The sequence below is a fragment of the Ruegeria sp. AD9 genome (assembly GCF_056542305.1).
The window spans coordinates 105,702-130,307 of sequence record NZ_JBQFZP010000009.1; the positions used below are offsets into that span (position 1 = coordinate 105,702).

A 24,606-nucleotide genomic window follows, 5' to 3' on the forward strand; every position below is an offset into this window, starting at 1 on the left:
TTTTTCTGCAAAGGCGCAGGGTCGCGCCGATGACAAAACCCTTAACATCGCATCGACCTTTGCTGGCTGTAGCGCTGAAGCTTGGCGCGCTGTTCCTGTTCACGTCGATGTCAGCCTTAGTCAAAGCCTTATCTGACGAATTCCCACCGGGCCAATTGGTGTTCTTCCGGTCCCTATTTGCTATTCCGGTCATCATTCTGTGGCTGATCGCGCGCCGAGAGCTGGCGCAAGGCTTTGTCGTCAAGAAACCCATGGGTCATTTCTGGCGCGGTGTTCTGGGGACCAGCGCCATGGGGTTGACATTCACTGGCCTTAGCCTGTTGCCTCTGCCCGAAGTTACCGCAATCGGTTATGCCACCCCGATTTTCACCCTGATTTTGGCCGCAGTGATGCTGGGCGAGCGCATCCGGATGATTCGCATCGGTGCCGTGGCACTTGGGCTGCTGGGCGTGATGATCATGATCTGGCCCAGGCTTGGCAGCACTCAGATGGAAACGGCTGCAACTATCGGAGCTCTGTGCGTACTGGGCGCGACTTTTGCCCGGGCCTTTGTGCAGATCCACATCCGCCAACTGGTCAAGGTCGATCACCCTGCTGCAATCGTGTTCTATTTCTCGCTGACCGCGACGTTGCTTTCGGCCCTGACGGCGATCTGGGGATGGACAATGCCAACTCTGACTCAGGCTCTAATACTGATCACCATGGGGTTGTTTGGCGGAGTTGCGCAGATTTTGGTCACGTCCTCGTATCGCTTTGGACAGGCATCGATGCTGGCACCTTATGACTATGCAACAATGCTCTTTGCGATTGTGATCGGTTATTTCGTGTTTGATGAATTGCCAACCGTTGCGATCCTGATCGGGGCCGCATTGGTGATCGCAGGCAATGTTGTTGTGATCTGGCGCGAACACCAGCTGGGGCTTGAGCGTGGCAAGGCGCGTTCTGTCACAGACCCCAAAGCGTGACTTTACCTTTTGCATTCTTTCCCTAGGTTGGGCCGGACAATCAATGAGGTTCCCCAATGAGCGACGCGCAGGATCACAAGGAAAAGATGCAAAAGGTGCAGGCCCAGCACCGCAAGAAAGTGTCCGAGGCCGTCGACCCCGAACGCGGCCTTGTTCTGATCAATACCGGCAAGGGCAAAGGCAAGTCATCTGCGGCCTTTGGCGTTGTCATCCGCGCGCTTGGTTGGGGTCAGAAGGTCGCCGTGGTGCAGTTCATCAAGGGCAAGTGGAAAACCGGCGAGTGCCGTTTCTTCGAAGAACGTGATCTGGTCACCTGGCACACGATGGGCGAGGGGTTTACCTGGGATACACAAGACCGCGAGCGCGACATTGCAGCTGCCAATGCCGCCTTCGACAAGGCTTGCGCCCTTATGGCAAGTGGCGAATACGATCTGGTGGTTCTGGACGAGATCAACATCGCGCTTCGCTATGAATATCTCTCGGTCGAGCAGGTGATAGACGGGCTGAACGCGCGTTCGGACAAGACGAGTGTGTTCCTGACAGGCCGCGACGCACCGCAGGCGCTGCGTGATTATGCAGATCTGGTCACCGAGATGACCGAAGAAAAGCATCCGTTCCAGGCGGGAATCAAGGCCCAGCGCGGGGTGGATTTCTGAACCTTGCAATAGCGCAGCCCGTATTGCTGCGCAGTTATCCTCTGCCGCTTAGCACAGTTTCAAAGATATATCGCAACGACTTGCGTTGACGGACGGTGCCTTGTGCCCGGGCTTCTTCTGCGGTTGCGGTGTCCCGGTTCTGGCGATCAGCATAGGCACAATAGTCGCCTTCGCAACAGTTGCACCCGCACGCAACTAGCGCATCATGTCGGGCCATGATTTCGTCAAGCGTGTCTGTCATCTGTGACCTCACCCCGCACTGGGATAAATCTGATGAATTCAGTCAGCTTTTTCAAGTAAATTCACCCGACCGGTCGATACACTTCTCTGCTCTGAGCCGCCGATTTCTAAAACAGGCAGCTCAGCTTTTTTGGCAGTATTTGGACAAAGTTGCCAATGCAGAGGCACAGCGCTCAGGCAGCGACTTCCTGTTCGGGCGCGCTGAGCGAGATGACGAGAACCACGGCCGCACCGTTCAGCCAGTAGAACGCCGCATCCAATCCTGAAAACCCCAGTACACTAGGTGCAAACAGAAAGGTGATGCCGACAATAAGGTCCACGGCCAAGTGAAATTTGTAGGGTAGAACGCGCCAAATTCCCAAATGATGGTCGGTCAGAACCGTCAGGACAAAGGCGGCGACGCCAGTGACAACCGAAAGCCACAGCGCCAGCGGGTTGGACTGACCCAATCCCAGCAGGAATGGCAGTGTCATCAGGGCAATGGCAACCGGGTAGTCCAGATACGCGTGGACAGTGCGGGTAACGAAACGCAGGGACATAAGATTTTCCTCTTTTCAATCAGTGATGAAAGAAAGATAGAAAGCCTGACCCGAACGCTGAATTCTTGATCGTTTCAAAAATCTTGCAGATCGTACAGAATATTCGGCGTTTTAGTGCATGGACCTATATGCGGCTGGTGACAAGCCGACCTGCTTCTTGAAAACGCGGGAAAACGCGGCCTCAGAGGCATATCCAACTTCGGCTGCTGCATCTGCGACGTTCCATCGTGCCTCTGTAAGGCCATGGCACGCAATCTGCATGCGCCAGTCGGTGAGGTATTGCATCGGCGTCGTGCCCATCTTCTGGGCAAACAACTGAGAAAAGGCCGTGCGCGACATGCCGGATTCACGCGCCAGTGTCGCAACACTCCAGTCTTGCGCTGGCGCTTGGTGGAACGCCGTCAATGCGCGTGAGATGCGTGTATCCGCAAAGCCCGCAAGGGCGGTGTCCTGAGGGCTTTGCCGTTCCAGGTAGGTTCGGATCGCCTGCGCAAACAGAACTTCGGACAGCTTAAGCGCAATCAGATCACCGCCAATACGGGCCCCGGACACTTCGGATCCGATCATGCGCAGGGTCGATTCCATCCACGATCCGGCCTCTTCGCCATAATTCTCGATCAGGATGTAGGGTGGCAGGCGGTCGATCAGCATATGCCCGGTGCCTTTTCGCCCTGCCGGGCCGGTGAAAGAAAAATGACCGCAGATCAGTTGCGTGTCCCGGTCCTCGTCTGCACCGCCATAGACAAGGACGCCATCGCCCTTGTAGCCGGCAATCTCAAGAACCTGCTCCAGAGGGAGCGCATCCGGTGGCCTGACCTCGGCACACAACAACGCATGTGGCGCCCCATGAGGGATCAGGATCAGATCCCCCTGCCGCAGCCGCAACGTTTCCCCGGTGGATGAGACATGGACCTTGAGCTCACCCCGTTGAACAAAATGAAACCGCGCGACGTTTTCGAATTCCGGCACCTGAATACCAAAAGGTGGTGTGAACGAGGTGCGGAAGTAGAACGTGCCACGCAGGGACAGACGGGTGAGAATATCGCTGAGAAGGTCCAACATGGGGTGAAGATACGGGAACTGATCCGATCGTCCAGATCACGGAACGCTTTGCACGACAATTTGCACGATCTGCAACAAAAACCCCGCCGAAGCGGGGTTTTGCAAGTTATTACGAGCGGACCAGTTTTTCGTAATCTTCTGCGATTTCGCGGGTCAGGTCGCCGACTTCGAAAGTGTAATCTCCGATTTGCCCGACCGGAGTGACCTCGGCCGCGGTTCCGGTCAGCCAGCACTGTTCGAAATCAGCCATTTCTTCGGGCTTGATGCGCCGCTCATGCACAGTGATGCCTTTATCCTTCAGCATCTGAATGACGGTCTGACGGGTGATGCCGTTCAGGAAGCAATCCGCCAGCGGGGTGTGAACCTCTCCATCCTTGACGAAGAACACGTTGGCACCTGTTGCTTCGGCCACGTAACCACGCCAGTCCATGAACAGCGCGTCCGAGCATCCCTTGGCTTCGGCCTTGTGTTTGGAAATGGTGCAGATCATGTAGAGGCCCGCCGCCTTGGCGTGAACCGGGATGGTTTCCGGGCTGGGGCGTTTCCATTCGGCGATGTCCAGTTTTGCGCCCTGCATCTTGGCGTCGCCGTAATAGGCGCCCCAGGGCCAGACCGCGATGGCCATCCGTACCGGGTTGCGGGCCGACGCCACGCCCATGTCTTCGCCAGACCCGCGCCAGACCAATGCGCGGACATAGGCATCCTGAAGGCCACTGGCTTTCAGGGTCTCTTCCTTGGCCGCTTCAATCTGATCGACGGTGTAAGGCATCGGCATGTCCAGCGCCTCGGCGCTGGCGATAAGACGTTCGGAATGTTCGCGGCTTTTGAAAATCTTGCCGTTATAAGCCCGTTCGCCCTCGAACACGGATGAGGCATAGTGCATTGCGTGGGTCAGAATATGCACATTGGCATCGCGCCAGGGCACCAGCTTACCATCCATCCAGATGACACCGTCACGATCATCATACCCCGCCATGCGAAACCTCCTGAACCGGGTTAAATTTCCGATTGTTGCGCTACTTAGGTCCGATGCGGACACAATGTTGCGCAAAAACTGCGATTCGATACCGCTCCGCCCTTGGAATGTCAATAACGCTGACATAAAGTCAAACCCGAGTAACGAATGAGGCATGATATGTCCGAAATCCGCCCAGCCCCGCGATATGGGGGCGAAAGCCTGTTGTTTTTGACGGATGAACAGTTGCGGCAGGGGATCGAGGCCATGTTCTTTGCCTATCGCGGCTTTACCGCGGATCCTGATCGTATCCTGTCCGAGATGGCCTATGGCCGCGCCCATCACCGCGCGATCCATTTTATCAACCGTGCGCCGGGCACCACGGTGAACAATTTGCTGGCGATCCTCGGGGTTACAAAACAGTCTCTGAACAGGGTTCTTCGAACATTGATCGAGGATGGTCTGGTGGAAAGCCGGGTCGGAACCGTGGACAAACGCGAACGGCACCTATTTCTGACGGAAAAGGGCGAAACGTTGGAGGCCACGTTGTCAGATGCGCAACGAACAAGAATGCGCGCAGCCTTCAAGGATGCCGGTCCCGAGGCCGTGGCCGGGTTTCGCAAAGTACTTGAAGCAATGATGGATGCTGATATGCGTCATGCCTATACGAAATTGCGGGATACGAGTTCATGAGCGAAATGGATGCCCATCTGCTGATTGTTGATGATGACGAACGCATTCGCGATCTGCTCAAGAAATTCCTGATGCGAAACGGGTTTCTGGTGACAGCGGCACGGGATGCGGCCCATGCGCGGCGGGTTCTGTCGGGATTGGATTTCGACATGATCGTCATGGATGTGATGATGCCGGGCGAAGATGGCGTCAGCCTGACCAGATCGCTGCGTGACACCCATACGACACCGATCCTGTTGTTGACCGCCAAGGGCGAGACCGAGCATCGGATTGCAGGGCTTGAAGCCGGCGCGGATGATTATCTTGCTAAACCTTTCGAGCCGAAAGAGCTGTTGCTGCGGATCAATGCGATCCTGCGCCGGATGCCGGAAACCCCGGCCGAGGAAACAGCGGCGAAGATCCTGCATCTTGGTCCCATCCGGTATGACATTGAACGTGGTGAAATGTGGCAGGGCGAAATGCCGGTCCGCCTGACGGCAACCGAAACCCAGCTGATGAAAATTTTCTCGGCCCAACCTGGCGAGCCGATCAGCCGTGCAAAACTGGTGGAAGATCTGGGCCGGGATAAAGGACAGGCGCAAGAACGTGCCGTGGACGTGCAGATCACCCGCCTGCGCCGGAAGATCGAACAGGACCCGAAACAGCCCCGGTATCTGCAGACAGTCCGGGGCGCAGGCTATATGCTGGCACCCGATTGAATGAGCCGCTGCGCGGCGATTAATGCCTTCGGCGAGGATATTTTTAGCCAGATGAAGATGGGATCCCGATGAAAACCGCCCTTTTGACACATGCCGATTGCCTTGGACATGTCACACCCCAGGGTCATCCGGAACAGGTGGCGCGGCTGGAGCATATCCTGCACGCGCTGGAGGGGCTGGATCTGAAGCGCGTGACCGCTCCGCTGGCGGCAGACGATGATTTGCTGCGTGTTCATCCCGAAAGCCATATCCGCGACATCAGATCGTCGCGCCCCACTGACGGGTTTGCGCAGATCGACGGGGACACCTTCATGTCGCCGGGTTCCGTGGATGCGGCCTATCGCGCGGCGGGTGCGGCGGTGCGGGCCGTTGATCTGGTTTTGGGCGGTGAGGCACCGAACGTATTTTGTGCCATTCGCCCACCTGGGCACCATGCCGAAGCCGAGAAAGCCATGGGGTTCTGCCTGTTTGGCAACGCGGCGCTGGCTGCGAAACACGCGCTGGATTACCACGGGCTGAAGCGGGTCGCTGTGGTCGATTTCGACGTTCATCATGGCAACGGCACGCAGGATCTGCTGTGGGATGAAGATCGGGCCCTTGTGATCACCAGCCAGCAAATGCCGTTATGGCCCGGATCGGGCCGCCCGGACGAGGCAGGCGCTTACGATAACGTTCTGAATATCCCGCTGGCCCCGGGCACCGGCGGGGTTGAGATGCGTTCCGCCTATGAAACGCAGGCCTTTCCGCGCCTGCGGGCGTTCCGGCCGGAGCTGATCATCATCTCTGCCGGGTTCGATGCGCATCAGGACGACCCTCTGGCCAATCTGAACTGGTCGACTGGCGATTTCGCCTGGATCACGGCAGAGCTGTGCGGGATAGCCGATGAGGTGTGTCAGGGCCGTATCGTCTCGACTCTGGAGGGCGGGTATGATCTGAACGCACTGGCCGAGGCGACACGCGCCCATGTGGAAGAACTGATGAAGGCAGCACGATGACCGATACCCCAGTTGAGCAGATGACATTCGAGCAGGCCATGAAAGAGCTTGAGACCGTGGTTGGTCAGCTTGAGCGCGGCGACGTGGCGCTGGATCAGTCGATTGCGCTTTATGAACGCGGGGCCGCTTTGAAAAAACGTTGCGAGGACGAGTTGAAGCGGGCCGAGGAAAAAGTGGCCGCGATCACTCTGGACGCGAATGGCCAACCGACCGGGACCACACCTGTCGAAGGTCAGTAAATGTTTCAGGAAAGACTGGCGCAGGACGCGGCGCGCCTTCAGGATCATTTTGACCTGATAATGGGCGCGCTGGACGATCTGGATGTGACACGGGCAATGGCCTACGCCACCCGGGGCGGAAAACGGCTGCGCGGGTTTCTGGTTCTGGAAAGTGCGCGCCTGCACCAAATCAACGAGTCCCGCGCGATCTGGCCCGCGACCGCAATCGAGGCCCTGCACGCCTATTCGCTCGTTCACGACGATCTGCCCTGCATGGATGACGACGACCTGCGGCGCGGACGTCCCACGGTTCACGTGAAATGGGGCGAAGGCACGGCCGTACTTGCCGGGGACGCGCTGCAGACACTGGCCTTTGAACTGTGCACCCGGCCCGAGGTTGGAGATGCAGACGTTCGCGCTGATCTGGCACTGACACTGGCCAGGGCAAGCGGTGCGCAAGGTATGGTTTTGGGGCAGGCGCTTGATATCGCGGCGGAAACCGCTTCTGAACCTTTGACGCTGAATGCGATAACTCGGCTTCAGGGCGGCAAAACGGGCGCTTTGATCGAATGGTCCGCCTGTGCGGGTGCGCGTCTGGCAAAAGCGGATCCAGAACCCTTGCGCCAATATGCCCGGGCCCTTGGTCTTGCTTTTCAGATTGCAGACGACATCCTTGATGTTGAAGGTGATGCGTCAAAGGCAGGCAAACGTCTTCAGAAGGATGCGGATGCGGGAAAGGCCACTTTCGTATCTCTTCTGGGTTTGGATGCTGCCAGAACCCGCGCCAGTGAACTTGTTGATCAGGCCTGTGCCGCACTGGACGGGTATGGCCCGACGGCAGAAACCTTGAAGGAAGCCGCTCGCTTCGTTATTGCCCGGGACAGCTAAGCCAGGAACGCGCCAAATGTCTGACCGCCCCAAAACGCCCCTGCTGGACCTTGTGAACCGCCCCGCTGATCTCAAGCGGTTCTCGGACGCGCAACTGCATCAGGTCGCGCAGGAATTGCGGGCCGAGACGATTTCGGCGGTTTCTGTCACCGGGGGGCATCTGGGCGCGGGTCTGGGCGTTGTGGAACTGACGACCGCGCTGCACGCAGTTTTCGACACGCCGCGCGACAAGATTATCTGGGATGTTGGCCATCAGTGCTATCCGCATAAAATCCTGACCGAACGGCGCGACCGCATTCGCACGTTGCGTATGAAAGACGGCTTGAGCGGTTTCACCAAGCGCAGCGAAAGCCCCTATGACCCGTTTGGCGCCGCGCATTCCAGTACGTCCATCAGCGCCGCTTTGGGTTTTGCCGTTGCGCGTGATCTGGGCGGTGTGACTCCGGAAGGGTTGGGCGACGCGATTGCCGTGATCGGTGATGGATCGATGTCCGCAGGCATGGCCTTTGAGGCGATGAACAATGCCGGTCACCTGAAGAAACGCCTGATCGTCATTCTGAATGACAATGAAATGAGCATCGCCCCCCCGGTTGGTGCCTTGTCCAGCTATTTGTCCCGAATCTACGCCGAGGCACCATTCCACGATCTGAAGGCGGCCGCCAAGGGCGCTGTTTCACTGTTGCCCGAACCGTTCCGCGAAGGGGCCAAGCGCGCCAAGGAAATGCTCAAGGGTATGGCCGTGGGCGGAACCCTGTTTGAAGAGCTTGGGTTTTCCTATCTCGGGCCCATTGATGGGCATGACCTGGATCAGCTGCTGCCGGTTCTGCGCACCGTCAAGGCGCGGGCAACCGGGCCGATCCTGATCCACGTCTTGACCAAGAAGGGCAAAGGGTACGCACCAGCCGAACAGGCCCGCGACAAAGGCCACGCGACTGCCAAATTCGATGTGGTCACGGGTGAGCAGAAAAAGGCTCCGTCAAACGCGCCTTCTTACACGTCTGTCTTTGGCAAGGCTCTGGTGGATGCGGCCACGCACGATGACAAGATCGTCGCAGTGACTGCCGCGATGCCCGATGGCACCGGGTTGGGCCTGTTTGCCGAACGGTACCCGTCGCGCTGTTTCGATGTTGCGATTGCCGAGCAGCACGGCGTGACCTTCTCAGCGGCGCTGGCGGCAGGGGGGATGAAACCATTCTGCGCCATGTATTCGACCTTTTTGCAGCGGGGGTACGACCAGGTTGTGCATGACGTCGCAATTCAGCGCTTGCCCGTTCGGTTTGCCATTGATCGCGCAGGTTTGGTGGGCGCTGACGGTGCCACCCATGCCGGGTCGTTCGATATTGCTTATTTGGCCAATCTACCGGGCATGGTCGTCATGGCCGCTGCGGATGAGGCGGAATTGATGCACATGGTGGCAACCGCTGTTGCGCATGATGAAGGGCCGATTGCCTTCCGCTATCCGCGCGGCGAAGGTGTCGGAGTGGACCTGCCCGAACGTGGTGAGGTACTGGAGATCGGCAAAGGCCGCATGATCCGAAAAGGCGCGCGCGTCGCACTTTTGTCTTTTGGTACGCGGCTGGCTGAAGTTCAGAAAGCAGCCGAGTCTCTGACCGCCAAAGGCATCAACCCAACCATCGCCGACGCCCGCTTTGCCAAGCCGCTGGATCGGGACCTTATCCTGGATCTGGCTGCGGATCATGAGGCGTTGATCACCATCGAAGAAGGCGCTGTTGGCGGATTTGGCAGCCATGTAGCACAGCTTCTGGCGGATGAGGGTGTTTTTGACCGGGGCTTGAAATACCGCTCGATGGTCTTGCCCGACATCTTCATTGATCAGGCCAGCCCTGCGGATATGTATGCCGTTGCGGGTATGAATGCCGAGCAGATCGAAGCCAGGGTGCTGGATGTTCTGGGCGTAACCTCGATCAGTGAAAAGCGCGCGTAATACCGGTGCTGCCTTACCCTTCTTTGGTTTTGCCGCTTACCAAAAGCAGGAGGGGATAGGCGACCCAGAACCAAGCGGGTATACATAGCGCCACGAGGACCCTTTATTGCGGTTTATCTTGTCATGACAGAATCGCCGCTGTTTCAAAGATGATTTGAAGCGATAAGACACTGATTCAGACATCACCAGCTCATTAGGCGGCTGCTTCCATATTTTCTTTGGGAAGAAATGGTGCCCAGGAGAGGACTCGAACCTCCACGTCCATACGGACACTAGCACCTGAAGCTAGCGCGTCTACCAATTCCGCCACCTGGGCAGGTGTCGTGGAGCGGCGTTTAAGCTGACTGGCGGGGGGCGTCAACCGGATTCTGAATGAATTTTGAAAGTTTTTTAAGTTCGGTTTTCGAACTGAAGTTTTGGCCTTATTATTTCATGACCGGCGCGGCGAATTAGTGCCTTGTTTGGCTGGCCTGCGGGCGTTAGTTCTAGGGCGCAATTTCTCAGCAGGAGCCCTCTCATGTCGAAACTGGTGACGATTTATGGCGGATCGGGATTTGTCGGTCGCTACATCGCGCGGCGCATGGCGAGAGAGGGGTGGCGTGTGCGGGTGGCTGTACGACGCCCGAACGAAGCCATGTTCGTGAAACCCTACGGCGCCGTGGGACAGGTTGAGCCTGTGCTGTGCAATATCCGCGATGACGCCTCGGTCGCGCTGGCAATGCAGAGCGCCGATGTCGTGGTGAACTGTGTGGGTGTGCTAAATGAACTGGGCAAGAACGCGTTTGATGCCGTTCAGACCGAAGGGGCCGAGCGTATTGCGCGCTTGGCCGCACAGCAGGGCATTGGTCGAATGGTGCATATCTCGGCTATAGGTGCAGATGCAAACGCGGCCAGCGATTATGCCCGGACCAAAGCGCTGGGCGAGGCGGGTGTGCTGAAGCACATGCCGGATGTAGTGATCCTTCGCCCATCTGTGATCTTCGGTACCGAGGATCAGTTCTTTAACCGATTTGCCGGGATGACCCGCATGGGTCCGTTCCTGCCGGTGGTTGGTGCTGAGACCAAATTCCAACCCGTCTACGTGGACGACGTGGCCCAGGCAGCGGTCAAAGGTATTCTGGGGCAGGCTGAGCCGGGCGTGTACGAGCTTGGCGGGCCGGAAGTGAAAACCTTCCGCGCCCTGATGCAACAGATGCTTGAAGTGATCCACCGGCGGCGCATCATTGTCGGTCTGCCGTTTTTTGCTGCCCGGATTATGGCGGGCGTGCTGGATATTGCGAAATTCGTCAGCTTCCAGCTGTTCCCGAACAACATTCTGACCCGCGACCAGGTCAGGAATCTGCGTCATGACAACGTGGTATCTGACGGGGCCAAGTCCTTTGCGGATCTTGGCATTGCGCCGACCACTCTGGAATCGGTGCTGCCGGAATATCTTTGGAAATTCCGCCCATCGGGGCAGTATGACGACATTCAGAACTCGGCGAAAAACCTGCGTATCTGATCAGCTGTAGGCCATGAACAACAATGCCGCGCCCAGTATGACGCGGTAGATCACATAGGGCGTGAAGCTGACACTGCGCAGCAGTCGCATCATAAGGCTAAGCGCCAGAAGTGCCGAGACAAAAGCAAATGCCGCGGCAATGGCCCCGTCCCGTGCCAGTTGCGCATCAGCGTCGCGTATCACATCCAGTGCCAGCAGTGTGCCTGAGGCCAGAATGGTTGGGATTGACATAAGCATGGCAATCCGTGCGCCGTCTGCTCGGGTATAGCCCAGTTGACGTGCTCCTGTAATGGTGATCCCGGATCGCGATGTTCCGGGGATCAGCGCAAGAACCTGCCACAGCCCCATGATGAAAGCATCGCGCACACCCCAATCGGCCGCCCCTTTCGTCTGGGGGCCTTTCTGGTCAATCCAATAAAGCAGCAGGCCAAAGCCCAGCATTGTCCATCCGATTACAGCGATCGAACGCATGGCCTCGCTTAACCCGGTCAGATGCAGGATCAGACCTGCAATCACGGTTGGAATTGTTGCAATGATGAGGCCCAGAGCCAAACGGGCCTGCGGCGTATCTGTCCGGCCGGTCAAGGCGCGCGGCAACCCGGCAAGGGCCTGCTTCACATCCGTCCAGAAATACAGAACGACCGCTCCGAGGGTTCCGACGTGCACCGCGATGTCTATGGCTTGACCCTGATCCTGAAGGCCTGACAAATTCGGCAGCAGGATCAGGTGACCCGAAGACGAAATGGGCAAAAACTCAGTTATTCCCTGAATGATTGCCACGAGAATCAGGTGGAAAAGACTCATCTGCCCTGCCGTGCTGTCGCCACGATTTTCTTGTGGTGTATGGCTATAAGGGCAGTGGAGAAAAGGAAAGTCTTCATATAGGTCCGGATCGTACCTAAAATTCCCTCCATAATTTGCCGATTTCGAGTGGAAGGGTGAAAAATTTTCATAATAGGTCAGTATATATGACTTTTCATCCGTTTGCGCATCGCATAAAGAAACCGAACCAAGCCAAATCATGGAGTCTGACCCGTGGCCAAGCAACCGATGCTGAAATTTGTGCAGATCGACCGCGTCATGCCGAAAAAGCGTGCCGCCAATGACCGCAGAGAAGACTTTAACGAGATCTATGCAGAATTCGCTGCCGAGAAAGCAGCAGAACAGGCCAGCCGTTGCAGTCAATGCGGTGTGCCTTACTGCCAATCGCACTGCCCGCTGCATAACAACATTCCCGACTGGTTGCGGCTGACTGCAACCGGACGGTTGGAAGAAGCTTACGAAACCAGCCAGGCGACAAACACCTTCCCCGAGATTTGCGGCCGCATCTGCCCGCAGGACCGTTTGTGCGAAGGAAATTGCGTGATCGAACAATCCGGTCATGGAACGGTCACCATCGGAACGATCGAAAAGTACATTACCGACACGGCGTGGGAAAAAGGTTGGGTCAAGCCAGTGGTCCCTGCGGCAGAGCGCCGTGAAAGCGTCGGCATCATCGGTGGCGGGCCGGGCGGTCTTGCCGCGGCAGACATGCTGCGTCGGGCCGGTATTCAGGTCACGGTCTATGACCGCTACGACCGTGCGGGTGGGTTGCTGATGTATGGCATTCCGGGCTTCAAGCTTGAAAAAGAAGTCGTCCAGCGGCGCAACGACCTGTTGGCTGACGGCGGTGTCGAGTTCGTTTTGAACTGCGACGTGGACGCTGCCAAATTCGCGGAAATTCACGCCAAGCATGACGCGGTCATCATCGCGACGGGCGTTTACAAGTCGCGGGATCTGTCCATGCCGGGCAGTGGTCTTGCCGGGATCGAGAAGGCAATCGATTTCCTGACCGCATCAAACCGTAAAAGCTTTGGTGATGCTGTTGAGGATTTCGACAACGGACGGCTGAATGCCGAGGGCAAGAAGGTTGTCGTGATCGGTGGTGGTGACACCGCGATGGATTGTGTGCGCACATCGATCCGCCAGGGCGCGACGTCAGTCAAATGCCTGTACCGTCGTGACCGGGCTAACATGCCGGGTTCGCAGCGCGAGACACAGAATGCCGAGGAAGAAGGCGTGGTATTCGAATGGCTCAGTGCACCCAAGGGGTTCACGGGCGACGACAAGGTTTCCGGCGTGATGGTGCAGAAAATGCGCCTGGGGCAACCCGATGCATCTGGTCGCCAGGCCCCCGAAGTGATCGAAGGCGCGGATTATGTCGAGGACGCCGATCTGGTGATCAAGGCATTGGGTTTTGAGCCCGAAGACCTGCCAACGCTGTTCGGGCAGCCCGACTTGCCCGTCACCCGATGGGGAACGGTCCGGGCAGCATTCCAGACCGGGGAAACCGAAATGGAAGGTGTGTACGCAATTGGCGACATCGTGCGCGGTGCTTCGCTGGTTGTATGGGCGATCCGTGACGGGCGCGACTGCGCCGACGCGATCATCGACCGGTTTAATGCCAAGACTGCCGTCGCAGCGGAATAACCCCAGCTTTCAGGAGGGTTCGAAATGTCGGAACTTCAAGGCCAATGCATGTGTGGTGCGGTCACTGTAACAGCTACACCGGCGCGGGATGCGCTGGGGGCGTGTCACTGTGACCAATGCCGTCGGTGGACCAGTTCGATGCTGGTGACGTTTCAGGCGAAAGAAGGCTATGCCGCGCTAGGCCCGGTCAAGACATTTACCTCGTCCGACTGGGCAGAACGTGCCTTTTGCGACGAATGCGGATCCTCGCTCTGGTACCGGATCACGCTGCCGGGTGAGATGCACGGACAGACACAAATGGCGGCTGGCCTGTTTGAAAATGCAACAGGCAACCCGCTGAAACTTGAATTTTTTATCGACAAAAAGCCCGAGGGATACGCGTTCGCAGGTGAACGTCGGCAAATGACCAAAGCCGAGGTCGAAGCCATGTATTCCCCCTCTGACGAAGGAGACAGCCAATGACCAAATATGATGCCGATTGGGTGCGGGCAGAAGAAGCAAAACGCAAGTGGATGGCCGAAAATGGTCTCTACTCCGAGGCAGAAGAGCATTCTTCGTGCGGTGTGGGCCTTGTTGTGTCCGTGGATGGCAAACGGTCTCGCAAGGTGGTGGATGCCGGGATTGATGCCCTGAAAGCAATCTGGCATCGCGGAGCCGTGGACGCGGATGGCAAGACCGGCGACGGCGCGGGCATCCATGTGCAGATTCCAGTTCCCTTCTTTTATGATCAGATCCGCCGCACAGGCCACGAACCCAAGCTGAATGAACTGATTGCAGTTGGTCAGGTCTTCCTGCCCCGCACCGATTTTGGCGCACAGGAGCGGTGCCGGACTATCGTCGAAAGCGAAGTTCTGCGTATGGGGTATTACATCTATGGCTGGCGACACGTGCCTGTCGATGTGACTTGCCTGGGGGAAAAGGCCAACGCGACCCGCCCCGAGATTGAGCAGATCCTGATCTCGAACTCCAAGGGTGTGGACGAAGAAACTTTTGAGCGCGAACTCTATGTCATCCGTCGTCGCATCGAAAAAGCGGCCTTGGCGTCGGGCATTTCGGGCCTTTATCTTGCGTCGCTGTCCTGCCGGTCGATCATCTACAAGGGCATGATGCTGGCTGAACAGGTCGCTGTATTCTATCCCGATCTGATGGATGACCGCTTTGAATCGGCGTTTGCGATTTACCACCAGCGGTATTCCACGAACACCTTCCCGCAATGGTGGCTGGCACAACCATTCCGCATGCTGGCCCATAACGGCGAGATCAACACCCTCAAGGGCAACGTCAACTGGATGAAAAGCCATGAAATCCGGATGGCTAGCGGAACTTTTGGTGACTATGCCGAAGACATCAAGCCGATCATCGCTGGTGGTTCGTCAGATTCCGCCGCATTAGACTCGGTTTTCGAGGTGTTGGTGCGTGCGGGGCGGTCGGCCCCGATGGCGAAAACCATGCTGGTTCCGGAAAGCTGGTCCAAGCAGGCGGTCGAGCTGCCGCAAGCGTGGTGCGACATGTATTCCTACTGCAACTCGGTGATGGAGCCATGGGATGGTCCGGCCGCGCTGGCGATGACCGATGGACGCTGGGTTTGCGCTGGTCTGGACCGGAACGGGCTGCGCCCCATGCGGTACGTCGTGACCGGTGATGGCCTTGTCATCGCAGGGTCGGAGGCCGGAATGGTGCCGATCAACGAAGCCACCGTGACCGAAAAAGGCGCATTGGGGCCGGGTCAGATGCTGGCGGTCGACATGAAAAAAGGCAAGCTGTACCGCGACACCCAAATCAAGAACAAACTGGCCAGCGCGCTTCCATTCGGCGAATGGGTTGGCAAGATAAACGACCTGGACGAAACGCTTGCGGGTGTGACCGAAGCTCCGATCTTTGCGGGTGGCGAGTTGCGCAAGCGCCAGATTGCTGCGGGATACTCGGTAGAAGAGCTGGAACAAATCCTTGCTCCGATGGCCGAAGACGGCAAGGAAGCCTTGGCATCGATGGGTGATGATACGCCCTCGGCTGTTTTGTCAAAACAATACCGCCCGCTCAGCCATTTCTTCCGTCAGAACTTCAGCCAGGTGACCAACCCGCCGATCGACAGCCTGCGTGAATACCGCGTGATGTCGCTGAAAACCCGGTTTGCCAACCTCAAGAACGTGCTGGACGAAGACAGCAGCCAGACCGAGATCGTGGTTCTGGAAAGCCCCTTTGTCGGTAACGCGCAATGGGACAAACTGGTTGAGAACTTTGATGCGCCGCTGGCGGAAATCGACTGTAGCTTCGAGGCTGGTCAAGGCGCATTGAGCGCAGCTTTGGCCCGTATCAGAGCCGAATCCGAAGAGGCGGTGCGATCTGGTGCCGGGCATATTGTCCTGTCTGATATGCGGTCGGGCGAGGATCGGATTGCGATACCAATGATCCTCGCGACCAGCGCTGTGCATTCCCATTTGACGCGTCAGGGTTTGCGGACCTTCTGTTCGTTGAACGTTCGTTCGGCCGAATGTTTGGACCCGCATTACTTTGCCGTTCTGATCGGATGTGGTGCGACTGTGGTGAACGCCTACCTGGCCGAAGATTCTTTGGCCGACCGCATCGACCGCGGTTTGCTGGACGGAACCCTGACAGAAAACGTCGCGCGCTATCGCGAGGCGATCGATCAGGGTCTGTTGAAGATCATGGCCAAGATGGGCATCTCGGTCATTTCGTCCTATCGCGGTGGTCTGAACTTTGAGGCCGTCGGCCTCAGCCGTGCCATGGTGGCCGAGTATTTCCCCGGTATGACCAGCCGGATTTCCGGTATCGGTATCAAAGGTATTCAGGCCAAGGCCGAAGAAATCCATGCCAAGGGTTGGAACAGCGGTCTGGATGTGTTGCCCATCGGTGGTTTCTACAAGGCGCGTAAGTCAGGTGAGACCCACGCGTGGGAAGCGACCTCGATGCACATGATGCAGATGGCCTGCAACAAGGCTTCGTATGAGCTGTGGAAACAGTATTCGGCCAAGATGCAGTCGAACCCACCAATTCATCTGCGCGATCTGATGGATTTCAAACCGTTGGGCAAGCCGGTGCCGATCGAAGAGGTGGAATCGATCACCTCGATCCGCAAACGCTTTGTCACGCCAGGTATGTCGCTGGGTGCATTGTCGCCCGAAGCGCATAAAACACTGAACGTGGCGATGAACCGGATCGGTGCGAAATCCGACAGTGGCGAAGGTGGCGAAGATCCGGCACATTTCGTGCCTGAACCCAATGGCGACAACCCTTCGGCCAAGATCAAACAGGTGGCTTCGGGCCGGTTTGGCGTGACTGCGGAATACCTCAACCAGTGTGAAGAGCTTGAGATCAAGGTCGCTCAGGGTGCAAAACCCGGCGAAGGTGGTCAGTTGCCAGGTATGAAGGTCACCGACCTGATCGCGCGCCTGCGCCATTCGACCAAGGGCGTGACGCTGATCTCGCCGCCGCCGCACCACGATATCTATTCGATCGAGGATCTGGCGCAGCTGATCTACGATCTGAAGCAGATCAACCCGCGCTGCAAGGTGACGGTCAAGCTGGTAGCGTCCTCGGGCGTTGGCACGATTGCTGCCGGTGTAGCCAAAGCGAAAGCGGATATTATCCTTATTTCGGGTCACAATGGCGGTACAGGCGCGTCGCCTGCGACCTCGATCAAATATGCCGGTTTGCCGTGGGAGATGGGCCTGACCGAGGCGCATCAGGTTCTTGCGATGAACAACCTGCGGGATCGCGTCACCCTGCGGACCGACGGTGGTCTGCGTACCGGTCGCGACATTGTCATGGCCGCGATGATGGGGGCCGAGGAATACGGCATCGGTACCGCCGCGCTGATCGCCATGGGCTGTATCATGGTGCGTCAGTGTCAGTCGAACACTTGTCCGGTGGGCGTGTGTACGCAGGATGAATCCCTGCGCGCCAAGTTCACCGGCAATGCGGATAAAGTGGTGAACCTGATCACTTTCTATGCCCAGGAAGTGCGAGAGTTGCTGGCCAGCCTCGGTGCGCGCTCGGTTGACGAGATCATCGGCCGAGCCGACCTGTTGGCTCAGGTCAGCCGGGGATCGGCGAATCTGGACGATCTGGACCTCAATCCGCTGCTGATCACTGTCGATGGGGCACATAACATCGTCTACAACCGCGACAAAGAGCGCAACGCGGTGCCGGATACGCTGGACGCCGAAATCGTTCGAGATGCGGCCCGGTTCCTGAAGGATGGTGAAAAGATGCAGCTGTCTTATGCCGTGCAGAACACGCACCGGACCGTTGGAACCCGTGTGTCCAGCCATATTGTGCAGAATTTCGGGATGCGGAACACCTTTCAGGACGACCATCTGCATGTGAAGTTGCAAGGCTCTGCCGGGCAATCGCTGGGAGCTTTTGCGGCCCCGGGTCTGAAGCTGGAAGTGTCGGGCGATGCCAATGACTATGTCGGTAAGGGCCTGTCCGGGGGTATGATCGTCGTGCGCCCACCGCAAGTCAGCCCGCTGAAAGCAGATGACAATACGATCATTGGTAACACGGTTCTCTATGGGGCCACTGATGGGTATCTGTTTGCCGCCGGTCGCGCCGGTGAACGGTTCGCGGTGCGGAACTCTGGCGCCAAGGTTGTTGTCGAGGGGTGCGGTTCCAACGGGTGTGAATACATGACCGGCGGTGTCGCCGTTATCCTTGGAACGATCGGAGCCAACTTTGGTGCGGGCATGACAGGCGGAATGGCCTATCTGTATGATCCCGAAGGCAAGGCAGAGGCACTGATGAACAGGGAAACGCTGGTCACTTGCCGGGTCACTGTGGATCACTGGGAAGAGCAGTTAAAAACGCTTATCATGCGTCACGCTGCTGAATCACAAAGCCGCAAGGCTGCTGATATTCTTCAGCATTGGGATGTGGAAAAAGGCAACTTCCTGCAGGTTTGCCCGAAGGAAATGCTGAACAAACTTAGCCACCCACTGAGTGTTGAAGCCAAAGCAGTTCCGGCGGAATAAGCCGAAACTTTTTGCCTCTCGAAACCCCGCGTGTCATTTGCACCACGCGGGGTTCGTATATTAACGACGTTTCAGTGCTGGTCTTGCCCGTTTATCCGAAAATCGCCAATCTTTCTTCACACTCAGGCGATAATCATGGGCCGATCTAGGCACCAGATGATAAGCAGACAGGGGCAACCGGATGCCAACACCGTATCAGGATCAGTTTTATACTTTCGATCCAGCAAACCCGCCGCCTGCGGGAACGGCTGTCGCGGTTAGCAGTTTCACTTTGATCGATGCAGATGATGACAACGAAATTGATGCACCGAGTGGTGATACAGTCAATGGCCAGGACGTTACGAATTCCTGGCCGGGAGACACTGTTACCATCAACGTCGCGGGCGTCGGGAATGTAACCTATACCGGCACCACGTTTTATCTGGCTGATGGATCTCGGGTTTTTACACCGACAGACGGCCAGGTCTTGCAGCCGGGAACGTTTGTTTCAGCCACCTTCGTCAACACACAGGGGCCGCTGAATGTCGGCAATTTGGGTCCGCCCTGTTTCACGCCGGGCACCATGATAATGACCCCGGATGGGGAACGCACGGTGGAAGATCTTAAGGTCGGTGATCTGGTCACGACCGTGGATCATGGCCCTCAGCCTTTGATCTGGGTTGGGCGTACAGTGGTAGCCGCCGAAGGAAAGCTGGCCCCGATCCGGTTTGAGGCCGGAGTGTTCGACCTGGATCGTCCGCTGCTTGTTTCGCCTCAGCATAGGATGCTGATTGAAGACTGGCGAGCCTCGTATCTGTCCGGGCACGCTGAAGCGCTGATTCCGGCACATGCTCTGGTCAATGGAAAAACGGTGACCCGCGTGGAAGGCGGTGAGGTGGAGTATTTCCACCTTTTGTTCAAGCAGCACGAGATCGTCATCGCCAATGGCGCCAAAAGCGAAAGCTATTATCCGGGGCATGCGTTGTCGGCCTCGGACCGCGAAACGCAGAGCGAGGTCCTGCATCTGTTCCCTGAACTGGCAGGTCATGATCCGATGTCGGTAGAAACCGCACGCCCGGTTGTTCACCCGCGCGAAGCGCGCGCCTTCGCAATTTAGGCCGTTTCAAACCCGGACCGCGCGTCGTATAGCTGAGGTATGGCTAAGAAAGCAGCCCGCAAATCAAGCGGTAAGAAAAACAAGGCATCCAGCAGGAAATCACCAACGGTGCGTCAGATACGCCGTTGGCTGACTCGTGTGGTTGCGGCAATTGCAGGAGCTTTGCTTGCGATAATCCTGTTGTATTCGGTTGTGAACCCACCTGTGACCCATACGATCTGGTCAGAATGGCGCCGATTGGGAAAGGTTGAGCGTGAATGGGTACCGATCGAGGACATGGCCCCGATCATGGCGCGATCGGTTGTGGCAGCAGAGGACGCGAATTTCTGCCTGCATTGGGGATTTGATGTAGAGGCCATTCGAGATGCGCTTGAGGATGGCGGAAATCGCGGTGCCTCGACCATTACACAGCAAGTGGTGAAGAACGTATTCCTTTGGCAGGGGCGCAGTTGGATACGCAAGGCGCTGGAAACTTCGATCACACCTGTGGTCGAGATTTTCTGGAGCAAGCGGCGCATCCTTGAGGTCTATCTGAACGTTGCCGAAACCGGGAATGGCGTTTTTGGGGTCGAGGCTGCCGCACAACAGTATTTCAACACCAGCGCATCGAAACTGACCCCAGTTCAGGCAGCGCGGATTGCCGCCATTCTGCCGTCGCCGCGCAACAGGTCGGTCACAGATCCGACGGCGCGTACGCGCAGACGGGCGGCATCTATTCTGGATGGGGCGGCCACCATCCGCGCAGATGGTCGCGCAGATTGTTTCGAGGATTGAAACCCGTCGCCTGCCAAGGCTAAATCTGTCGGGTACTCACTGGTTCGATTGGAAGCCCATGGCGCGTTTGTTTCATGTTCCCCTCTCTCCGTATTGCCGCAAGGTTCGGCTGTCTTTGGCGGAAAAGAAGATCGAGGTTGAGCTTGTCGAAGAGCGATACTGGGAGCAGGATCCCGACTTTTTGCGCCGAAACCCTGCGGGTAAAGTACCAGTATTGCGTCTGGACGGACAAATGATGTCGGAAAGCGCGGCGATCTGCGAATATATTGAGGAAACCCGCCCCGAACCATCATTAATGCCAAAAAGCCCTGAAGCCCGATACGAAGTACGGCGCCTTGTCGGTTGGTTTGACGACAAGTTCCATCATGAGGTGACGTCGAAGCTGCTGTACGAACGGGTGAACAAAAAAGTGACGGGTCAGGGCTATCCTGACAGCAAGAACGTCAAACAGGGTGCAAAAGCGATCAAGTACCATCTGGATTATATGGCATGGCTGTTGGATCACCGCCGGTGGTTGGCCGGTGACCAGATGACACTGGCTGATTTCGCGGCAGCGGCGCATCTGTCTTCGCTGGACTATATCTCGGATGTGGATTGGAACCGCAGTCAGGTGGTCAAGGACTGGTATGCGAAAATCAAATCGCGCCCTGCTTTTCGCTCTATTCTGGCGGATCAGGTGCCGGGTTTCCGGCCGCCGCCCCATTACGCGGATCTGGATTTCTGATAGGGTGTGCCAGGGGGGCTGTCTGCCCCCCCATCGCGCATCTGCGCGATTCCCCCCGAGGATATTTTTGGCCAGATGAAGAGCGGATCAGATTTGAAGGAAAAGCTGGTACAGCAGGCCCTTGAAGAGGGGTTTGTTGCGTGCCGTGTCTGCCGCCCCTGGGATGTTCCAAAAGTTCCCGAGCGTTTGGCAGCGTTCCTGGACGCAGGGTATCATGGGCAGATGGGATGGATGGCCGAGCGGACGCATTGGCGCGGTGATCCTGAGGCCCTCTGGCCTGAGGCGCGATCAGTGATCATGCTGGCCGAGAGTTACACGCCGGAACATGATCCTACAGACGTCTTGAAGCAACGCGGCCACGGGGCGATTTCTGTCTATGCGCAGAACAAAGACTATCATGATCTGGTCAAAAAGCGACTGAAGCGCCTGGCGCGGTGGCTGATTGGCGAGGCGGGCGGCGAGGTTAAGGTGTTTGTTGACACTGCACCCGTGCCGGAGAAAGCCTTGGGGCAGGCCGCCGGGTTGGGCTGGCAGGGGAAACACACGAATCTGGTCAGCAGGGAGTGGGGTAATTGGGCCTTTATAGGGTCTGTTTTTTCAACTTTGGATATACCCGCGGATCCCGCTGAGATTGATCGCTGCGGGTCTTGTCGGGCCTGTTTGGACAGCTGCCCCACGGACGCCTTTCCGGGCCCGTATCAGTTGGACGCACGGCGGTGCATTTCCTATCTGACCATCGAGCATAAAGGCCCTGTGAAGCCTGAGCTTCGCAGAAAGCTGGGCAATCGAATCTACGGCTGTGACGATTGCCTTGCGGCTTGCCCGTGGAACAAGTTTGCGGTTGCCGCAAGCGACCTGCGCTATGCAGCGCGCGAAGATCTGGCGGCGCCTGCGCTGGAAGAGCTGGTGGCGCTTGATGATACTTCGTTCCGAGCGAAATTCTCGGGCTCACCCATCAAACGGATCGGGCGCGACCGGTTTGTGCGCAACGTGCTTTATGCCATTGGAAACTCGGGGCAGTCGAAACTGAGGGCCGCGGCCCAAAGTTTGACAGATGACCCAGATGAAACCGTGGCCGACGCAGCGCGCTGGGCGGTGGAACAACTTTCATAATTGCCGCAAACAGGCTGGACGTGTCGGCCCCAATCGCTACACCAATCTGCAGCGAACAGTAAGGAGAACCCGATGGCGCTGGCTTTGGGGGTGGATACGGGTGGAACCTATACCGATGCGGTACTGATCCGGGATGAAAAAGAGGTAATAGCCTCGGCCAAGTCCCTGACCACACGCGCGGATCTGGCAATTGGTGTGGGCAAGGCGATTTCTGCCGTTTTGGAGCAGGCAAAAGTTGCGCCGGATCAGATTTCAATGGCCTCTTTGTCCACTACATTGGCGACAAATGCCTTGGTCGAAGGGCAGGGCGGGCGCGTTGCATTGATCTATATCGGGTTCAAAGACAGCGACCTTGAAAAGCACGGTTTGAAGGACGCGTTAAAAGGGGACCCGGCCTTGGTTATGTCTGGTGGGCATTCCCATTCTGGCAGCGAAGCTGCACCATTGGATGTTGCCGCGCTGGAGCAGTTTTTAGACACTCACAAGGGGATTTCAGGCTTTGCCATAGCCGCTCAGTTTGCCACCCGTAATCCCGCGCATGAACTTGAAGCCGCGCGAATCGTTTCGGAAAGAACCGGGGCTCCGGTAACATGTTCGCATCACTTGTCGGCAAAGCTGAATGGGCCGAAACGCGCCGTGACGGCAGTGTTGAACGCGCGGCTGATCGGGATGATCGACCGTTTGATCGGGCGGGCGCAGGACCGGCTGCGCGAGTTGGGGATTATGGCCCCGATGATGGTTGTTCGCGGTGATGGGGCGTTGATGAGTGCTGAACAGGCGCGTGAACGCCCCATTGAAACGATCCTGAGCGGACCTGCCGCGTCAATTGTCGGCGCGCGCTGGTTGACTGGCGCAGAGAATGCGTTGGTGTCGGATATTGGCGGTACGACAACTGACGTGGCGTTGATCCGTGACGGTAAGCCCGCGATCGACACGGCAGGGGCACAGGTGGGCGGGTTCCGCACAATGGTCGAGGCAGTTGCGATGCGCACCCATGGCCTTGGAGGTGACAGTCAGGTGCATGTCGTGACCGAGGGGTTGCAGGGCGGTGTTTTTCTGGGGCCGCGCCGCGTTCTTCCGGTGTCCCTGATCGCCTCGGAAGCGCCCGAGATCGTTCATGCCGTTCTGGACGAGCAATTGCGGGCCACGACGGTGGGTGAGCACGATACGCGCTTTGCCCGACGCGTGCCGGGAATACGTGACGACGGTATAGATGTGCGCGAAGAAGCCCTGTTGGAGCGGTTGGGAGATCAGGTTCTGCCGATTGGTTCCTTGCTTAGGTCCCGAATGGAGAGCGGCGCATTGACCCGGTTGGTGGATCGCGGGATCGTTCAGATCTCGGGCGTGACGCCGTCGGATGCCAGCCATGTACTGGGGCGGGTGGATGCCTGGGATTCGGACGCCGCCCGTAAGGCACTTGAATTGGTCGCGCGCAAACGGGTCGGGTCCGGAGATATGTTGGCAAGTTCCGCCGAGGCGCTGGCGCAAATGATCGTGGACCAGTTGACGGAACAGACCAGTTTGATCTTGTTAGAGGCTGCTTTTGATGAGGAACCGAACAGTTTCGGGCTGCCGCCACAGGAGTTGGCGCGGCATGTCCTGACACAGCGCGGATTGGCGCGGCATCGCGGTTTGTTGTCGCTGACCGCAGCTCTAAACGTTGATGTTGTGGGGCTTGGGGCATCAGCCCCCAGCTATTACCCGACGGTTGGTGAACGGCTGCACTGCCGGATGATCCTGCCGGAACATGCGGGCGTAGCCAATGCGATTGGCGCCGTAGTGGGACGGTTGACCTTACGGCGATCGGGCACGGTGACAAGCCCTGCCGAAGGGCGGTATCGTGTACATCTCGAGGGCGGGCCCAAGGATTTTTCCGCATCAGAAGACGCGTTGGCTTTGCTGGAAAATGTTCTGAGGTCGGAAGCTGAAGGCGCGGTGCGCGAAGCCGGTGCAGAAGATATCCGCGTGATCGTGGATCGCGACATCAAAACCGCGCGGGTCGAGGCCAATGATGTGTTTGTCGAGGCAATGATCACGGTCGAGGCAAGCGGGCGACCGCGGGTTGCGACGGGCTAGCCCCTCTG

At 57.6% G+C, this 24,606-nt stretch carries 22 protein-coding genes and 1 tRNA gene; 17 read left to right on the forward strand and 6 right to left on the reverse strand.

Annotated elements, in window-relative coordinates; translation table 11 throughout:
- Positions 1–29 precede the first annotated feature (29 nt).
- Positions 30–965, forward strand: coding sequence for a DMT family transporter (locus ACR0AM_RS14225; protein WP_480623253.1), 936 nt, complete (start codon positions 30–32; stop codon positions 963–965).
- Positions 966–1,021: 56 nt separating this feature from the next.
- Positions 1,022–1,621, forward strand: a complete 600-nt coding sequence (gene cobO, locus ACR0AM_RS14230; RefSeq protein WP_480623254.1) for a cob(I)yrinic acid a,c-diamide adenosyltransferase — start codon at positions 1,022–1,024, stop codon at positions 1,619–1,621.
- A gap of 34 nt (positions 1,622–1,655) precedes the next feature.
- Here the strand turns inward: cobO and ACR0AM_RS14235 are convergent, their stop codons facing one another.
- The 4 genes from ACR0AM_RS14235 to ACR0AM_RS14250 form a co-directional block, all read right to left on the reverse strand.
- Positions 1,656–1,862 (reverse strand): hypothetical protein, encoded by a 207-nt coding sequence (locus ACR0AM_RS14235; protein ID WP_480474574.1) that lies wholly within the window; start codon positions 1,860–1,862, stop codon positions 1,656–1,658.
- Positions 1,863–2,034: 172 nt separating this feature from the next.
- Positions 2,035–2,400, reverse strand: a complete 366-nt coding sequence (locus ACR0AM_RS14240; RefSeq protein ID WP_480474576.1) for an SPW repeat domain-containing protein — start codon at positions 2,398–2,400, stop codon at positions 2,035–2,037.
- 111 nt (positions 2,401–2,511) lie between these two features.
- The gene (locus ACR0AM_RS14245; protein ID WP_480538489.1) at positions 2,512–3,462 is read right to left on the reverse strand and encodes an AraC family transcriptional regulator; all 951 of its coding nucleotides are present in this window, start codon (positions 3,460–3,462) and stop codon (positions 2,512–2,514) included.
- Positions 3,463–3,571: 109 nt separating this feature from the next.
- The gene (locus ACR0AM_RS14250) at positions 3,572–4,438 is read right to left on the reverse strand and encodes a branched-chain amino acid aminotransferase (RefSeq protein WP_480506925.1); all 867 of its coding nucleotides are present in this window, start codon (positions 4,436–4,438) and stop codon (positions 3,572–3,574) included.
- A 159-nt stretch (positions 4,439–4,597) separates the two neighbouring features.
- On the opposite strand from ACR0AM_RS14250, the gene ACR0AM_RS14255 reads away from it, so the two are divergent.
- From ACR0AM_RS14255 to dxs, 6 genes are all read left to right on the forward strand, one after another.
- Positions 4,598–5,110 (forward strand): MarR family winged helix-turn-helix transcriptional regulator, encoded by a 513-nt coding sequence (locus tag ACR0AM_RS14255; protein WP_209598920.1) that lies wholly within the window; start codon positions 4,598–4,600, stop codon positions 5,108–5,110.
- Entirely contained in the window at positions 5,107–5,808 is a 702-nt protein-coding gene (locus ACR0AM_RS14260) for a response regulator (protein ID WP_480560134.1), read from the forward strand. The genes ACR0AM_RS14255 and ACR0AM_RS14260 overlap by 4 nt, the downstream gene beginning before the upstream one ends.
- A gap of 68 nt (positions 5,809–5,876) precedes the next feature.
- The gene (locus ACR0AM_RS14265) at positions 5,877–6,803 is read left to right on the forward strand and encodes a histone deacetylase family protein (protein ID WP_480623255.1); all 927 of its coding nucleotides are present in this window, start codon (positions 5,877–5,879) and stop codon (positions 6,801–6,803) included.
- Positions 6,800–7,042 (forward strand): exodeoxyribonuclease VII small subunit, encoded by a 243-nt coding sequence (locus tag ACR0AM_RS14270; protein ID WP_267363166.1) that lies wholly within the window; start codon positions 6,800–6,802, stop codon positions 7,040–7,042. The genes ACR0AM_RS14265 and ACR0AM_RS14270 overlap by 4 nt, the downstream gene beginning before the upstream one ends.
- Positions 7,043–7,909: a polyprenyl synthetase family protein gene (locus ACR0AM_RS14275; RefSeq protein WP_480623256.1), complete on the forward strand. Its 867-nt coding sequence runs from the start codon at positions 7,043–7,045 to the stop codon at positions 7,907–7,909. It abuts the gene before it with no gap.
- Between the two features lie 16 nt (positions 7,910–7,925).
- On the forward strand, positions 7,926–9,854 hold the full coding sequence (gene dxs / locus ACR0AM_RS14280) for a 1-deoxy-D-xylulose-5-phosphate synthase (RefSeq protein WP_480474587.1): 1,929 nt from the start codon (positions 7,926–7,928) through the stop codon (positions 9,852–9,854).
- 229 nt (positions 9,855–10,083) lie between these two features.
- Here dxs and ACR0AM_RS14285 read toward each other — a convergent pair.
- Positions 10,084–10,170: transfer RNA gene (locus ACR0AM_RS14285), tRNA-Leu, on the reverse strand.
- Positions 10,171–10,371: 201 nt separating this feature from the next.
- Here ACR0AM_RS14285 and ACR0AM_RS14290 point away from each other — a divergent pair.
- Entirely contained in the window at positions 10,372–11,355 is a 984-nt protein-coding gene (locus tag ACR0AM_RS14290; protein ID WP_480519699.1) for a complex I NDUFA9 subunit family protein, read from the forward strand.
- Here the strand turns inward: ACR0AM_RS14290 and ACR0AM_RS14295 are convergent, their stop codons facing one another.
- Positions 11,356–12,159 (reverse strand): undecaprenyl-diphosphate phosphatase, encoded by an 804-nt coding sequence (locus tag ACR0AM_RS14295; protein WP_480555081.1) that lies wholly within the window; start codon positions 12,157–12,159, stop codon positions 11,356–11,358.
- 231 nt (positions 12,160–12,390) lie between these two features.
- Here ACR0AM_RS14295 and ACR0AM_RS14300 point away from each other — a divergent pair, with 231 nt between their 5' ends.
- The 8 genes from ACR0AM_RS14300 to ACR0AM_RS14335 all read left to right on the forward strand — a co-directional run bounded on the left by ACR0AM_RS14300 (position 12,391) and on the right by ACR0AM_RS14335 (position 24,598).
- Entirely contained in the window at positions 12,391–13,824 is a 1,434-nt protein-coding gene (locus ACR0AM_RS14300) for an NAD(P)-dependent oxidoreductase (protein ID WP_480623257.1), read from the forward strand.
- A gap of 24 nt (positions 13,825–13,848) precedes the next feature.
- A complete protein-coding gene (locus ACR0AM_RS14305; protein WP_480623258.1) occupies positions 13,849–14,286 on the forward strand; it encodes a GFA family protein in 438 nt (145 codons plus the stop codon).
- On the forward strand, positions 14,283–18,815 hold the full coding sequence (gltB, locus tag ACR0AM_RS14310) for a glutamate synthase large subunit (RefSeq protein WP_480623259.1): 4,533 nt from the start codon (positions 14,283–14,285) through the stop codon (positions 18,813–18,815). Before ACR0AM_RS14305 ends, gltB begins: the two co-directional genes overlap by 4 nt.
- A gap of 181 nt (positions 18,816–18,996) precedes the next feature.
- Positions 18,997–19,911 (forward strand): Hint domain-containing protein, encoded by a 915-nt coding sequence (locus ACR0AM_RS14315; RefSeq protein WP_480519709.1) that lies wholly within the window; start codon positions 18,997–18,999, stop codon positions 19,909–19,911.
- Between the two features lie 39 nt (positions 19,912–19,950).
- On the forward strand, positions 19,951–20,685 hold the full coding sequence (gene mtgA / locus ACR0AM_RS14320) for a monofunctional biosynthetic peptidoglycan transglycosylase (protein ID WP_480623260.1): 735 nt from the start codon (positions 19,951–19,953) through the stop codon (positions 20,683–20,685).
- Between the two features lie 58 nt (positions 20,686–20,743).
- Positions 20,744–21,409, forward strand: coding sequence for an FtsZ-binding protein FzlA (gene fzlA / locus ACR0AM_RS14325; protein WP_480474603.1), 666 nt, complete (start codon positions 20,744–20,746; stop codon positions 21,407–21,409).
- 75 nt (positions 21,410–21,484) lie between these two features.
- Entirely contained in the window at positions 21,485–22,522 is a 1,038-nt protein-coding gene (gene queG / locus ACR0AM_RS14330; protein WP_480623261.1) for a tRNA epoxyqueuosine(34) reductase QueG, read from the forward strand.
- A 72-nt stretch (positions 22,523–22,594) separates the two neighbouring features.
- Positions 22,595–24,598 carry a hydantoinase/oxoprolinase family protein gene (locus ACR0AM_RS14335; protein WP_480623262.1) on the forward strand — a complete coding sequence of 668 codons (2,004 nt, stop codon included), beginning with the start codon at positions 22,595–22,597 and terminating at the stop codon, positions 24,596–24,598.
- The last annotated feature ends 8 nt before the right edge of the window (positions 24,599–24,606 follow it).

Coding starts and splice junctions, on each gene's coding strand:
- ACR0AM_RS14225 (WP_480623253.1), top strand. CDS start 30: ATGACAAAACCCTTAACATCGCATCGACCTTTGCTGGCTGTAGCGCTG.
- cobO (WP_480623254.1), top strand. CDS start 1,022: ATGAGCGACGCGCAGGATCACAAGGAAAAGATGCAAAAGGTGCAGGCC.
- ACR0AM_RS14235 (WP_480474574.1), bottom strand. CDS start 1,862: ATGACAGACACGCTTGACGAAATCATGGCCCGACATGATGCGCTAGTT.
- ACR0AM_RS14240 (WP_480474576.1), bottom strand. CDS start 2,400: ATGTCCCTGCGTTTCGTTACCCGCACTGTCCACGCGTATCTGGACTAC.
- ACR0AM_RS14245 (WP_480538489.1), bottom strand. CDS start 3,462: ATGTTGGACCTTCTCAGCGATATTCTCACCCGTCTGTCCCTGCGTGGC.
- ACR0AM_RS14250 (WP_480506925.1), bottom strand. CDS start 4,438: ATGGCGGGGTATGATGATCGTGACGGTGTCATCTGGATGGATGGTAAG.
- ACR0AM_RS14255 (WP_209598920.1), top strand. CDS start 4,598: ATGTCCGAAATCCGCCCAGCCCCGCGATATGGGGGCGAAAGCCTGTTG.
- ACR0AM_RS14260 (WP_480560134.1), top strand. CDS start 5,107: ATGAGCGAAATGGATGCCCATCTGCTGATTGTTGATGATGACGAACGC.
- ACR0AM_RS14265 (WP_480623255.1), top strand. CDS start 5,877: ATGAAAACCGCCCTTTTGACACATGCCGATTGCCTTGGACATGTCACA.
- ACR0AM_RS14270 (WP_267363166.1), top strand. CDS start 6,800: ATGACCGATACCCCAGTTGAGCAGATGACATTCGAGCAGGCCATGAAA.
- ACR0AM_RS14275 (WP_480623256.1), top strand. CDS start 7,043: ATGTTTCAGGAAAGACTGGCGCAGGACGCGGCGCGCCTTCAGGATCAT.
- dxs (WP_480474587.1), top strand. CDS start 7,926: ATGTCTGACCGCCCCAAAACGCCCCTGCTGGACCTTGTGAACCGCCCC.
- ACR0AM_RS14290 (WP_480519699.1), top strand. CDS start 10,372: ATGTCGAAACTGGTGACGATTTATGGCGGATCGGGATTTGTCGGTCGC.
- ACR0AM_RS14295 (WP_480555081.1), bottom strand. CDS start 12,159: ATGAGTCTTTTCCACCTGATTCTCGTGGCAATCATTCAGGGAATAACT.
- ACR0AM_RS14305 (WP_480623258.1), top strand. CDS start 13,849: ATGTCGGAACTTCAAGGCCAATGCATGTGTGGTGCGGTCACTGTAACA.
- gltB (WP_480623259.1), top strand. CDS start 14,283: ATGACCAAATATGATGCCGATTGGGTGCGGGCAGAAGAAGCAAAACGC.
- ACR0AM_RS14315 (WP_480519709.1), top strand. CDS start 18,997: ATGCCAACACCGTATCAGGATCAGTTTTATACTTTCGATCCAGCAAAC.
- mtgA (WP_480623260.1), top strand. CDS start 19,951: ATGGCTAAGAAAGCAGCCCGCAAATCAAGCGGTAAGAAAAACAAGGCA.
- fzlA (WP_480474603.1), top strand. CDS start 20,744: ATGGCGCGTTTGTTTCATGTTCCCCTCTCTCCGTATTGCCGCAAGGTT.
- queG (WP_480623261.1), top strand. CDS start 21,485: ATGAAGAGCGGATCAGATTTGAAGGAAAAGCTGGTACAGCAGGCCCTT.
- ACR0AM_RS14335 (WP_480623262.1), top strand. CDS start 22,595: ATGGCGCTGGCTTTGGGGGTGGATACGGGTGGAACCTATACCGATGCG.